This is a genomic window from Streptomyces sp. NPDC006235 (assembly GCF_040613735.1).
Classification (GTDB): domain Bacteria; phylum Actinomycetota; class Actinomycetes; order Streptomycetales; family Streptomycetaceae; genus Streptomyces.
In genome coordinates this window covers 104,146-116,403 of the sequence record NZ_JBEXSR010000030.1, presented here as the reverse complement: position 1 = coordinate 116,403, position 12,258 = coordinate 104,146, and the positions used below count along the sequence as shown (strand labels likewise).

Below are 12,258 nucleotides of genomic sequence, written 5' to 3'. Positions count from 1 at the left end.
CCGCTACGACAAACAGCCCGACCGCTACCTCGCCGCCATAACCCTGGCCAGCACACTCATCTGGCTCGATGCGTGATCGATAAGACGCTACCTAGGGAGCGTATTTGGTTGTGATCAAGGGGTGGCTCGTGTGAGGCTCCTTGATCGAGATCCCTTGATCCAGATCATCGAGGCGCGAAGGTGGAGGCCTGCGAGGTAGCCGGCCGGGGTCTTGTGTCAGAGGGGGCGATGCCTCGCCAGGCCTTCCTCCTGTTGACTGCGCGCTCGACGGTGTTCCGTTCCCTGTAGAACCCGGACCTTCTTCAGGACGGGGATGAACTTCGGGCTGCCCGTCGCCTGGCCCGCCGTCGTCACGAACTGGATACGCACCCTAGACCCATCTCGAACGGAGCTCGTCACGCAGGCGCCGGGCCACCTGGCCCATGAGGGCGTCGGCGCCCGGCTGCCTGCCGGCGGCCACCCGTGACTCGGTCAGGACGGCCACGGCATAGGTTTGGCCGTCGGCGTGTTCGACGACGCCGACCTCGTGGCGCAGGTTGAGCAGCATGCCTGTCTTGGACGACCACGTGGAGGCGTCGGAGTCGAAGTCCGGGGCGAGGCGGTTGCGCACGAGGTTGTTGGCCATGAAGCCGCGCACCCGTGCCGCGACGTCGGGGTGGATCGCCGGGGGCTCGGCGCCCTCGGTACCGGGCCGCGACCGCCAGAGTGCCTGCAGGAGGTCGACGAAAGCCCGCGCCGTCCCGGTGTTGGCACGTGAGATGTCGAGTTGCGGCACCCGGTGGCCGCGCCCGGGGGTGCCGGCGTCGATCGCGAGGGCGTGCGCGAGGTGTACGTCCGCCGGGTCGAAACGCTCCACCGGGGTTTCCATCAACTCGCGCATAGTGTGCCGGACGGCGATGCCGCGCAGCCCGAACTCGTGCAGTACCGCCCCGACCCGGTCGGGCGGGGTGAGTGCGAAGAGGGCGTCGGCGGCGCTGTTGTCGCTGATGCAGGTGCTGAGGTAGAGCAGGTCCTCCACGGCGATGTGGGCGGCGTGCTGGAACCGGCTGAGGCCGGTCGGACCGGGGGTCGTGATCCGCCCGGGCGGCACCACGATCACCGCGGCGCCGTCGAGCTCCCCGCGCCGGATGCGTTCCAGTGTCACCAGGGCGAGCGGGATCTTCACGAGGGACGCGACGGGTAACTCGATGTCGGGGTCGATACCGATCTCGTCGCCCGTCTCCAGGTCCCGGACGAGGAACGAGCCGTACAGCCCGCCGTCGCGCAGCGTCCGGCGAAGCTCCCCGAGCAGCCTCTCGGTACCCGTGGTCATGCGGCTGCCTCCGAGTGCTCCATGGCGCCGAGGCACCGGGCGATGCCGTACGCGCAGGCCTGGCGTAGGCGGATCGCATCGGCGTCCGACTCGTCCGCCACGGCCAGGGAGAAGCCTCGTGCGAAGCCGGGGCCGAGTTCGCCGACGGGCCGCCAGTGGAGGCGGAGTTCGCGGGCCTGTGCGGCCGAGCACAGCAGCGCGTCGCCCCTGCTCAGCACGTCCGCCGCGGCGGCGGCCACGGCGGGTGCGACGGCCAGTTGGGCCGGGCGCAGCCCGACGGCGTCGCGCAGGCGGACGAGACGGTCCCGGACGTGCGGCACATCGTCCTCCGGCTGAAGCAACACGCGCCGCGGCCGCCGGTCGCGGTCGGCCCGGCCGGGGCGCAGGGTGTCCAGGTAGATCGGCCCTTGCGGGTCGTCCGCGACCGCCAGTCCCAGCGGCACCGTCCAGGCCGCCTCGGTGGGAGCCACCGCGAGCAGCGCCGCACGCACATGCCGGGACGTGACGAGGTCGGACCGCTCCGCGGGCCCTGCGGGACACGGGTCGAGGAGAACTCCGTGGCCGTGCGCCTCCGCGATGAGGCGGGCGAGGGCTCCGGTGGGACAGATGGCGGGAACGGCGAGCCGCAGCGGCCGGCGCCGCGCGGACTCCGCCTCGTTCTCGAACCGATCGGCCGACTGCACGAGTTGCCTCGCCGACGGCAGCATGTCCCGGCCGAACGGCGTCAGCGTCACCGCCCGCGACGACCGGTCCAGCAGCCGCTCGCCCAGGCGCTGCTCCAACGCGGCGACGCGGCGACTCACGACGGACTGGGCCGTCCGGGCCGCTGCCGCACCCACCGTGAAACTGCCGTGCTCGCTCACATTGACGAACGCGCGGCATGCCGCAACAAGATCCACGCGCCCTACTATGCCAAAACAGCATGGAGTTGAACGTCCGCGTCTTGGACCTCGGCGACCCACTGGCCGGAGAGTGGTCGCCGCCCAGGGCTTTCCCCGGGCTCGCACGGTCCACTTGTCCTTCGACGGCTTGGAGGTCCATTCCATGACGTACCCGCTTCGCATCCACCGGGGCGCCGCCTGGGTGGCGGCCGGCTTACTCGCGCTCGGCGCCCTTCCGGCGTGCGGTCAGCAGACCGAGTCCGGGCCCGGTTCACCGGCCGCCTCGAAGCGGTCGACATCGCCGGCCGCGGCCACGAAACCCACCGCTCCCAAGTTCCGGTCACTGGAGCGGGAGTTCGACGCGCGGCTCGGCGTCTACGCCCTGGACACCGGCACGGGCCGGTCGGTCGGCTACCAGGCGGACGACCGGTTCGCGTACGCCTCCACGTTCAAGGCGCTGGCAGCGGGCGCCATCCTCCGGAAGTACGGGACGGACGGCATCGACAAGGTGGTCATGTACTCGCGGGACGACGTGGTCGCGGACTCGCCCGTGTCCGAGAACTTCGTCGAGACCGGCATGAGTCTGCGGGGGCTGTGCGCCGCCACCCTCTGGTACAGCGACAACACGGCGGTCAACCTGCTCCTCGACGAGCTCGGCGGCCCCGACGGCCTGGAGAAGGTGTTGGAGGAGTTCGGCGACGACGTCACCGAGATGGACCGGTACGAGCCGGAGATGAGCGACGGCACACCAGGCGACATCCGCGACACGAGCACACCGCGTGCGATGGCGGAGAGCCTGCGGGCGTTCCTGCTCGGCGACGCCCTGAAACGGGACGAACGCGAGCTTCTCCGGCAGTGGATGACGACGAACATGACCGGTCGGACGCTCATCAGGGCGGGTGTTCCCGACGGCTGGGACGTGGCCGACAAGAGCGGCTCCGCCGGATACGGGGGCCGCAACAACATCGCCGTGGTATGGCCGGAGGACGGCGGCAACCCCATCGTCATGGCGGTCATGTCCACCCGCGGCAAGCAGGGCGCCGACCGCCGCGACGCCCTTATCGCCAAGGCCGCCACCGTGGCGGCCGACGCCCTGGGCCGCTAGGGCGCATATCGAGTCTGATCAACCTGCGGGATTCGCCCTCTCGTCGGGGCCTGAACCGGTAGATCTTCTTGCGTGACGCGAGTGCAACTGACGGACGAGGAGTGGGAGTTCATCGGGCCGTACCTGCCGATCGGCGAATACGGCCCGTACCCCGGGCGGCTGCGGCAGCAGTTGGAGGGCGTGATCTGGCGGTTCAAGACGGGCGGGCAGTGGCGGGAGATGCCGACGGATTTCGGCGCCTGGTCGACCGTCCACAACCGCTTCCGGCAGTGGCGTGACGCCGGGGTCTTCGAGGCCCCGCTGGACGGCCTGATCGCGGAAGCGGCGAAGCGCGGTGAGGTGGACCTGTCCCTGGTCAGTATCGACTCCACCACCGCGCGGGCTCACCACGACGCCGCCGGGATGCACCTGGACGAGGACGTCCTCATCGCCCTGGAGGAAGCCGCCGCCGATGCGGAGAAGGCCAGGTCAAAGGGGCAGCTGCGTCGAACAAAGCGGGCAGGAGGCCGAAAGCGATCCCGCACGGGAAGAACGAAGACGCATCCGGATGCGGCGAAAACTCCGGCTGAAGGCCGCTCTCCTCGGACGCTCCAGAGGTGGGCAGACCAGCAAAGTCCACCTCGCCGCCGCACGCAAATGCCTCCCGCTGGCGTTCAATCCTGACCGCGGGCCAGGCAGCGGACGCCCCCAGTTCTTCCCCGTCCTGAAGAAAGTACGGGTCCGCGGGCCCGTCGGCCGCCCCCGCACCCGGCCTGACACAGTCGCCGGGGACAAGGCCTACTCGTCCCGGAGCAACCGGGCCCACCTGCGCAGACGCGGCATCAAGGCAGTGATCCCGGAGAAGCGGGACCAGGCGGCCAACCGGAGGAAGAAGGGCTCCGGGGGCGGTGGGCCCGTCAGCCACGACGCCGACCTCTACAAGGAGAGGAACACCGTCGAGCGCCTGATCAACAAGCTCAAGGCCTGGCGAGGCATCGCCACCCGATACGACAAGTCTCCAGACAGCTACCTCGCCGGCCTGCACCTGCGTGCGTCAATGATCTGGATCAAAGACCTGACGCGGACCACCCAATGATCACGACTCGATACGCGCCCTAGGAGTGTCTGAGCCTCAGGCGACGACAGTCAGCCACGACGGCGGGCGCGCCGACCGAGCACGCACGCGTCTGCCTCGCCGCACACCCACCGGCCTCAGCCACGCTGCCATGCCGTCGACCAGAGTGAGCTGCTTCGGCGGAAGCGTGGCGGTGAGAGCTTGGGTGATGACCTCTTCGTCCCGAACCAACATGAGCGAGGAGGCCGCCTTGGACTGGTGCGCCCCTCACCTGCCCTCATGGTCCGCAGACGTCCGCGCTCGTCCGCCAGTGTTCGTCGGCGTTGTCACGCAGTCAGACACTCAGCTGCCGCGTCTCCGAATGTGCTCAGGGTGCCGGCGGGAGATCGCGCCAACCCCATGGCCGGGCGCTCTCCCCGTTGACGTCACGTCCGAATCGTCTCGCCTCGATGGCGGCCTCCCCGTGGTCCTCGGCCCGACCGTTCAGGATGGCGACGGCCTCGTCTGCCCCGATCGTCCGCAGCAGGCGTAGCAGGAGTGCCACGGCGGCCGGGTCGGTGGTGCAGACACCGTTGGCGGTCCGGAGGCTGAGGTCCGCGGTGGCCTTGTCCGCGCCGTATTCCGCCAGCGTGTCGAGCAGTTGCGTGACGAACTCGATGTCGGTCTCGGCCACCGCGCGACGGTTCAAGGTGGTCATGGCCTCGTGCGCGCCGACGTCCTCCAGGACGTGTAGAAGGGAGGCGACGCCGTAGGCGTCCCGGAGTTCCGACGTGACCTCGGGACGGCGGCCGAGCAACACCGCCTCGGCCTCGGTCTCGTCGGCGTCATGCAGGTTTCGGAGGAGTGCGGCGGTGGCCTGCGGCCAACTGAGGTCGGCGCAGACCTCGGGACGCCGGGACAACAGCACGGTCACGGCCGCGTGTTGACCGGACCTGCGGAACTGCTCCAACAGGTCGGCGACGTCGTCCGGGAAGGCAGGGTTGACGTAGGTCGCGGCGCGATGGCTCAGCACACCGGCGTCCTCCTCAGCGCCCACCTCCCGCAGCGCCTTCAGCAACACCCCGACGTCGCCCAGGCGGTCGCCGAAGTCGACCTCCGCCCCGGCGCGGCGGCTCAGGGTGCGGCCTGACCCCCAAGTGCACCCGAAGGAGCGCCGCCGGGGGCGGAGATGCTCGGCACAGCTCATACAGGCGAGCCGTTCATCGTGACGATCACGTTCAGGGACAACCCCAACGACCCAGATCGTTGGCATGTCGGCTGTCTCCGTCCTCGCCCGTTCGGACCTGCCTCCTTCACCCTTAACGGTCGCAACCCTCGGCGCCCTGCGCACCCGGAGATCGAGCGGTCCGTGTCAAGGAGGAACTGCACCCGTCGAGCTTGCGGCGGAGCTCCTCGATGGCTGGATGGTCGATTCTTCCGGCGATCTCCAGGGCGTTGCGCCAAGCGAGTTGGGCGGCCTCGGTGTCGCCTGCGGCCATCCGGGTGTCGCCGAGGTGCCCCAGGATCTCCGTCTCTCCGTACTGGTCGCCGAATTCCCGGTCCAGGGCGAGGGCCCGCTCGTAGCAGGTGATGGCATCGTTGTACTGCGCGAGGTGGTGGTGTGCGTATCCGAGGCTGTCCCACGCTCCGGCCTCGGCGTGACGGTCACCGATCTGCTGGTTGATGTCCACGGCCTGGGCGCAGTGGGTGAGTGCCTGTCGGTAGTGGCCGAGCATGATGTGCAGCCAGCCGGTGTTGTTCAGCGCTTTGGCCTGTCCCGCACGGTGGCCGGCCTGCCGGTACAGGGCGAGGGCCTGTTCGTTGTGGGCGAGCGCGTCTTCTTGGTTCCCCTGCTGGTCGCACACCCAGCCCAGGCCGCGGTGGGTGTGGGCCTGGTTGACTTGGTCTCCGAGGCGGCCGTAGATGTCGAGGGCGTGGCGGAAGTGGGTGTGGCCGCTGTCGAGTCTGCCCATCTGCGTGTAGACGCTGCCGAGGCTGCGGTGGGCTCCCGCCTGCCAGGACGGGTCGGCGAGTCGCCGCGCCGCGTCGAGCGCGGTGTGCTGACTGGCCGCCCAGTCGTGCCAGTGACCGCGATAGTCGAAGTACGTCTCAAGGGCGTGGGCCAGCAGCCACGCGTACCGATCGCGGTCACTCCTGACCGCCATGTCGACGGCGTCGAGCAGCACGAGGTGCTCGACGGTGAACCAGGCCAGAGCCGCGGCGAGATCCGCCGGCTCCTCAGGAGCGGCCCCGGGCCGGGCGGGGGCCAAGGGGATGCGGTCGCGGTGCGGGTCGAGGTGGCCCGCGGCGGCGTGGGCCGTGTGCAGATAGGAGTCGATCAGCCTCAGCAGTGCGTCGTCGCTGCCGGTGGCCGAGTCCTCTCGCGCCCGTTCGGCGGCGTACAGCCGCGTGAGGTTGTGCATGCGGTAGCGGCCGGGGATGTGCTCCTGGACCAGGTGGGCGGCCTGGAGCCTGCGCAGCAGCACGCGCACCCGCGGCACGGGCAGGGCGGTGAGGCTGGCTGCGGCGCGCAGGCTGATGTCTGGGCCGGGTGCCAGACCGAGGAGCCGCAACAGCCGCGCGGCCTCCGCTTCCAGCGCGCGGTACGACGAGGCGAACACCGCCCGGAGGTCGGCGGTGAGGTCGCCGGTGTCCAGGGCGTCGAGCCGGGTGTGGGTCTCGCGGAGTTCTCCGGCCAGTTCGGCGAGGGAGATGTCTCGACTCTGGTTGGCGCGGGCGGCCAGGATGCTGAGGGCCAAGGGGAGGCCCGCGCAGTACTTCAGCAGCGTGGCCACGGCCTCAGGTTCAGCAGCCGTGCGTTCGGCGCCGAGGTGGCTGGTGAGCAGGTGCCGCGCCTCGGTATCGGTGAGTACGTCCAGAGGCAGCGGGCGGGCGCCGTGTGCGGTGGTCAGGCCGGCCAGCTGATTGCGGCTGGTGACGATGACGGTGCACGTCGGGCCGCCGGGAAGCAATGGTGCGGCCTGGGCGGTGTCGCGGGCGTTGTCCAGGACGACCAGGAGGCGTTTGTCGGCCGTCAGGCTGCGGTAGAGAGCGGCCTGGGCGTCCGGTTCAGCCGGGATAGCCGCGCGATCGGCGCCGAGAGCGTCCAGGAAGCCGCGCACTGCCGTGTGTGCCGGGACAGGTTCGCCACCAGGGTCGAAGCCCCGGAGATTCACGTAGAGCTGTCCGTCGGGGAAAGCGTCGAGATGCTCGTGGGCCCAGCGCAGGGCGAGCCAGGTCTTGCCGATACCGCCGATACCGCCAATCGCAGAAACCACCACAGTTCTGCTGGGTTCGTCCGGTGAGCCCAGCACTTCGGTGAGCAGGGCCAGTTGCTCGTTTCGGCCGATGAAGCCACGCGGCCGGGCGGGAAGCTGGCGGGGAACGACCGCCAGTGCTTCCGTGCGGGCGGGGGCCTCCGGTTCCGAAAGGGTCAGTGCCGGGTCGTCCGAGAGGATCTGCTGGTGCAGCCGCTGCAACGGGGCACCTGGCTGTAGGCCCAGCTCGTCGTCCAGTCGGCTCCTGATGGTCTGGTAGTGGTCGAGCGCCTCCACGGTTCGCCCCTGCCGGTGCAGCGTGAGCATGAGTCTTCCTGCGATGCGCTCGTCGAACGGTTGCGCCTGCGCCCGTGTGCGGAGCAGTGGCAGGACTTCCGCCTCCCGCCCGAGCTCCAGCATCACCTCACTCAAGGCCAGCTCGGCATTGAGGAGTTCCCCGCCGAGGGTTTCCCGCAGTTGGTTGAACCATGGGGTGTCCGCCCCGTCGAGCGCGTCCCCCTGCCACAGCGCCAGCGCCTCCAGCAGGAGGTCGGCCGCGGGCTGCGGCGCTTCGGCCATGCGGGCATCCTCCACAAGCCGACGGAAGCGGTGCACGTCCACGATCTCCGGATCGGCCTCGCAGACGTAGCCGCCTGCGCGACGCACGATCGTGAGTCCGAGGCCCTCCACTACCGGGCGCAGCCGTGACACATAGCTGTGAAGCGTCGTCGTTACGCGTCGGGGTGCGCGTTCGCCCCATACCCGGTCGACCAACTGGTCCATAGACACCGGGCGGTTGAGGTCGATGAGCAGGGCCGCCAGGACATGGCGCTGCCGGGCGTGCCCGAGGCTCACCTCCTGCCCGTCCGCCCATGCCCGCACGGCGTTCAGTAAGTGGACCTCAACCGGCACTGTGCCTCCCCCAGCGCTTTCTAGGCGCAAAAGTTTCCGCAGTTCAGCGCACTGATTCAAGAAAGTTCCAAGACATCCTCACGGCCCCTCGGCGAAGGTATGAGCGACCGGAACGACCAAGAAGAGGGGAATTGCCGTGAAGCGCAAGTTCACATGGAAAGCAGCGTCGGCCGTGGCCGGCCTGACCCTGGTCGGGACCCTGACGGGGGCCGGCAGCGCGGTGGCCGCATCGAACGCCGCCGACGCGGCGCTGGCGTCATGTGTGACCGAGACCCGTAACTGGGGCGGAAACATCCACGGTCAGTACGGCTGCACGGAGTACGACCTGCCCAACGGAGAACAGCAGGTCTTCGGGATCGGCACGGACGGGGCGATCTGGACGCGCTGGTCCCGGACCAATGGCACGCTCAGCTCCTGGACGTCGATGGGTGGTCAGGGCCGCAGCACGGTGGTCGCTGAGGGCTGGGGCTGGGCCATCACGCTCAAGGTGCGCGGCACCGACGGCAACTGGTGGTACAACAACCGCAGTGGAACTCCGAGTGGCGGCTGGAGCGGCTGGCACCGCTGAGCAACGAGGGCCCAGTGAGGGGGAGCGGGGGGATCCCCCTGTGACGGGGCGGTGGGCCTTGTACTTGCTCTGTGCAGGTCGAGGCCCACCCTTGCCGTTCCTCACCTGGACCGGCCCGGCGGCGGGTGGATGGATGCTCCTGATCACGTTGTTGGGCGCCGGGCCGATACGGAATATCCGGCGACTCTCAGGTGCTTGGTTGGCTCGGACTCCGCGCTCAGCGGTGCACCGTTCGGGATTCATGAAGTGTTCCGGGTGAACTGTGGAGATGCTCCTGGATGGGGGCCTGGGGGCATCAAGACGAGCTCAGGGCGCGGGCCATCGGTGATGCGACGGCCGTACGGTGCTGATCCGTTCCGAGAACGAGAGCTCTTGAGGGCATGTGCTGTCGTCCCGGAGATCACAGAGGGGGAGGGGAAGAGCCCCGCTGGAACGACTGGCAGCCCCGTACGGGCTCGGGGTGCGCGAACTGCTCACCCGCAACCTTGATATACCCGGCCTGGTCCTGCCGGACAACCTCGGCTACGACCCGCCCCCGACCATGCTCGCCGCGCTGGCCGAGCGCACCGGTGTCACCGTCGCCCGGATGCGCACCATGACGCCGGCCGGGTGGGTGCCCTGGCTCCTGGACGACCTCGGCGCCACCGTCGACCTGCGTGAGCACTGGAAGGCACCCAAGGGCCTGGCTTCGTTCACTTCCGGCGGTGCTGGCACAGGTTCTGTGGTCCGCCACGGTGAGTGACGGAGCGGGCGGAGAGAGCTGCGTCGAGGTTGCCCGAAAAGGGCTGCCCGTCCGGGTGGCTGGGCTGACAGTTCGGGGCCGTGGACGAGCTTGCGGTTCGGTTGAAGGATCTGCTGTTCCCGTCGGTGGCGGACGTGGTGGTGCTGTCGTTAGACGTGAGCATCGCGATAGTGCGCGTTGATGTCCGGTGCGCGACGGCAGGAGCGTCATGTCCGTTGTGCGGGACGTGGTCGGACCGTGCCCATGGCTCCTACCTGCGGTTCCCCGCTGACGTGCCGAGCGGTGGCAGAAACGTGGTTCTCCGATTGAGGGTTCGGCGGTTTACCTGTCCGAATGCCTCCTGCGGGCGCCGGACATTCGTCGAGCAGATAGCAGGGCTGACCCGGCGTCACGGCCAGCGGACGGAACGCCTTGGCTCGGCACTGTCCGACATCGGGCTGGCCCTGACCGGCCGAGCCGGAGCCCGCATAGCCCAAGTGCTCGGGGTCGGCGTCAGCCGGAGCACGATCCTGCGAATTGTCGACGAACTGCCAGAACTGCAGCCGCCCACCCCGCGGGTGGTCAGTGTCGACGAGTACGCCACCCGCAAAGGACGGCTCTACGGAACCGTCTTGGTCGATGTCGAGACCCGCCAGCCGGTGGGGGGGGGGCCAGTTGGCCATCAGGCCGAAGCCGGACGGCATCCCGCCCGGCCCCTTGGATGACTACGTCACCTGGCTGTGGAAACTGCATCCGTTGCCGTGTCCATGTCCCTTTTCCTCGCCCATGGAACTCTTTTCCCTTCGAGTGCCCGTGACCACAGCAGCTCTGCCCTCTGGGTTGGCAGGCGTCGCTCACGGCCCGATGCGCGCGGGCGAGAGCGCGAAACTGCGCGGGCAACGGTTCGCTCGCTGGCGGGGCCGGTCGGTGGTGCGCTGGGCACTGAGACGCTGGGAACACAGTCCTGGCACCTTCGCCTCAGTGACGTCACCGGCCAGGGTCTGAGGAGGGCTGGGCAGCCGGTCCGGGGCCGGGTGGGGTGGTCTCAGCCGTGGAAGTTGATGTAGCCGTTGCGGTCGGGGTCGTCGTTGTGTTTGGTGTAGGCGTGGACGTCGGCGCGGCTGCCTGAGGGCTTGTACAGGTAGATGGTGTCCTTGTCGTTGTTCCACAGGAAGTTGCAGTTGTCGCGGTAGACGACGTTGTGGGTGTCGGAGTCGGTGCCGTGGCCGCCGCGCAGCTTCACATAGTCACCGGGCTGCAGGTAGTGGTTGGCGGTGAAGGTGAAGCGGTTACCGGTGGCGTCCTTGACGACGTGGCCCTTGAGGTTGATCGTCGAGCGGGACGAGTAGTTCTTCACCGTCAGGTACTCCTCGTCGGTGTTGCCCGAGGAGCAGCTGTTGGAGTCCCGGCCCGGCGCGTCGTACTGAACTCCGCGGACCTTCAACGCCGAGCTGTACTCGGCGGCGTGTGCGGGAGTAAAGGACAGGGCGGTCAGCGCGCCGGCCGCAACAGAGGCAGCCTTGACGAGGTTCTTGTGCAAGAGCGGGCTCCCCATGGTTGAGCGGGTGGGAGCGCCTGTGCAGGACACGCACCCAGGTCCGGTGATTGCGCCCAGGCGAGAACCTTCGAAGACCCCGGTGGCCGGCCGGGCCGACGTCACGCTGTCCTGCCGGGTGACGGCGCCCTCTCCCTACGACAGCCTGGTGCCGACCCTCGCGGTCATCGAGACGGTCGTGGCCGCAGTGGTGGAGGGTCTGGGCGAGGCCGCCCACGACCACTTGCGCCGCGCCGAGGACATCGCCCAGAACATCGGCCTGGTATGACGTGAGCCGGTCCGGGTGGTGCGTGCGTCACCTTCGACCCGAAGCTCGACGTCGACTTCGCCGCGCTCCGCGAGCAAGACCTGACCACCGCCGGCCAGGCCGCGTGACATGCCGAAGGATTCCGCCATGTCCGCCGCCCCCGTACGCACGGGCCGCTGCCTCTACCGCGCCGAGCGGGCCTACGTTGATGACAACGGCGTCGGCCACGAGGTCCTGCACCTGTACTCCACCGGCCACCGGCTGCGGAGGTGCTCGGGGTGTCCCAGCGCGCCGTGGAGCTTTACGTCGCAGGCAAGCTCAAGCGGCCCCGCCGGGACCTATGCGAGCACATAGAGCGTGAGGTCAAGCGCTGGTGGCAGCCGCAGATCAGGGCGAAGCCGAAGAAGAAGGCCGCGAACGTTGAGATCGTCGCTCGCACCCCGCAGGTCAAGGGGTTCGTGCCGCAGCCGAAGCGGTGGAGGATCGAGCAGACCTACGCAGTCCTGATACTGCACCGGCGCCTGGCCCGCGACTACGAGCACCGCCCCTCCTCCGCCTCCCGCGTCTACTGGGCGATGACCCACGTCATGACCCGACGCCTCACCGGCGCGAACGGCGTTGTCACGTTGTTGGGTGCGTGACTGCCTGACGGCGCGTCGGGGCAGGG

General features: G+C 69.1%; 10 protein-coding genes and 2 pseudogenes. 7 read left to right on the top strand and 5 right to left on the bottom strand.

Annotation, left to right across the window (positions count from 1 at the left end; translation table 11 throughout):
• Positions 1-370 precede the first annotated feature (370 nt).
• The gene (locus ABZ192_RS29285) at positions 371-1,312 is read right to left on the bottom strand and encodes a serine hydrolase (RefSeq protein WP_356927477.1); all 942 of its coding nucleotides are present in this window, start codon (positions 1,310-1,312) and stop codon (positions 371-373) included.
• Positions 1,309-2,211, bottom strand: coding sequence for a LysR family transcriptional regulator (locus tag ABZ192_RS29280; protein ID WP_356927476.1), 903 nt, complete (start codon positions 2,209-2,211; stop codon positions 1,309-1,311). Before ABZ192_RS29280 ends, ABZ192_RS29285 begins: the two co-directional genes overlap by 4 nt.
• A gap of 145 nt (positions 2,212-2,356) precedes the next feature.
• On the opposite strand from ABZ192_RS29280, the gene bla reads away from it, so the two are divergent.
• Together bla and ABZ192_RS29270 are read left to right on the top strand one after the other, a co-directional pair.
• The gene (bla, locus tag ABZ192_RS29275) at positions 2,357-3,298 is read left to right on the top strand and encodes a class A beta-lactamase (RefSeq protein ID WP_356927475.1); all 942 of its coding nucleotides are present in this window, start codon (positions 2,357-2,359) and stop codon (positions 3,296-3,298) included.
• Between the two features lie 72 nt (positions 3,299-3,370).
• Positions 3,371-4,373 (top strand): annotated as a pseudogene (locus ABZ192_RS29270) (IS5 family transposase).
• Between the two features lie 346 nt (positions 4,374-4,719).
• On the opposite strand, the gene ABZ192_RS29265 reads toward ABZ192_RS29270, so the two are convergent.
• Both ABZ192_RS29265 and ABZ192_RS29260 read right to left on the bottom strand, forming a co-directional pair.
• A complete protein-coding gene (locus tag ABZ192_RS29265; protein ID WP_356927474.1) occupies positions 4,720-5,538 on the bottom strand; it encodes a hypothetical protein in 819 nt (272 codons plus the stop codon).
• Positions 5,539-5,650: 112 nt separating this feature from the next.
• The gene (locus ABZ192_RS29260) at positions 5,651-8,500 is read right to left on the bottom strand and encodes a BTAD domain-containing putative transcriptional regulator (protein ID WP_356927473.1); all 2,850 of its coding nucleotides are present in this window, start codon (positions 8,498-8,500) and stop codon (positions 5,651-5,653) included.
• 136 nt (positions 8,501-8,636) lie between these two features.
• On the opposite strand from ABZ192_RS29260, the gene ABZ192_RS29255 reads away from it, so the two are divergent.
• The 3 genes from ABZ192_RS29255 (at position 8,637) to ABZ192_RS29245 (ending at position 10,514) form a co-directional block, all read left to right on the top strand.
• On the top strand, positions 8,637-9,068 hold the full coding sequence (locus ABZ192_RS29255) for a hypothetical protein (protein ID WP_356927472.1): 432 nt from the start codon (positions 8,637-8,639) through the stop codon (positions 9,066-9,068).
• Positions 9,069-9,528: 460 nt separating this feature from the next.
• Positions 9,529-9,810, top strand: a complete 282-nt coding sequence (locus ABZ192_RS29250; RefSeq protein ID WP_356927471.1) for a hypothetical protein — start codon at positions 9,529-9,531, stop codon at positions 9,808-9,810.
• Positions 9,811-9,890: 80 nt separating this feature from the next.
• Positions 9,891-10,514: a transposase family protein gene (locus tag ABZ192_RS29245; RefSeq protein WP_356927470.1), complete on the top strand. Its 624-nt coding sequence runs from the start codon at positions 9,891-9,893 to the stop codon at positions 10,512-10,514.
• A 320-nt stretch (positions 10,515-10,834) separates the two neighbouring features.
• Here the strand turns inward: ABZ192_RS29245 and ABZ192_RS29240 are convergent, their stop codons facing one another.
• A complete protein-coding gene (locus ABZ192_RS29240) occupies positions 10,835-11,329 on the bottom strand; it encodes a lamin tail domain-containing protein (protein WP_356927468.1) in 495 nt (164 codons plus the stop codon).
• A gap of 97 nt (positions 11,330-11,426) precedes the next feature.
• Here ABZ192_RS29240 and ABZ192_RS29235 point away from each other — a divergent pair, with 97 nt between their 5' ends.
• The gene (locus ABZ192_RS29235; protein ID WP_356927467.1) at positions 11,427-11,612 is read left to right on the top strand and encodes a hypothetical protein; all 186 of its coding nucleotides are present in this window, start codon (positions 11,427-11,429) and stop codon (positions 11,610-11,612) included.
• A 395-nt stretch (positions 11,613-12,007) separates the two neighbouring features.
• Positions 12,008-12,232 (top strand): annotated as a pseudogene (locus ABZ192_RS29230) (IS5/IS1182 family transposase); the annotation flags it as partial.
• Between the last annotated feature and the right edge of the window lie 26 nt (positions 12,233-12,258).

Excerpts from the sequence above, each read along its gene's own strand:
- ABZ192_RS29285 (WP_356927477.1), bottom strand. The coding sequence starts at position 1,312 with ATGACCACGGGTACCGAGAGGCTGCTCGGGGAGCTTCGCCGGACGCTG.
- bla (WP_356927475.1), top strand. The coding sequence starts at position 2,357 with ATGACGTACCCGCTTCGCATCCACCGGGGCGCCGCCTGGGTGGCGGCC.
- ABZ192_RS29265 (WP_356927474.1), bottom strand. The coding sequence starts at position 5,538 with ATGAGCTGTGCCGAGCATCTCCGCCCCCGGCGGCGCTCCTTCGGGTGC.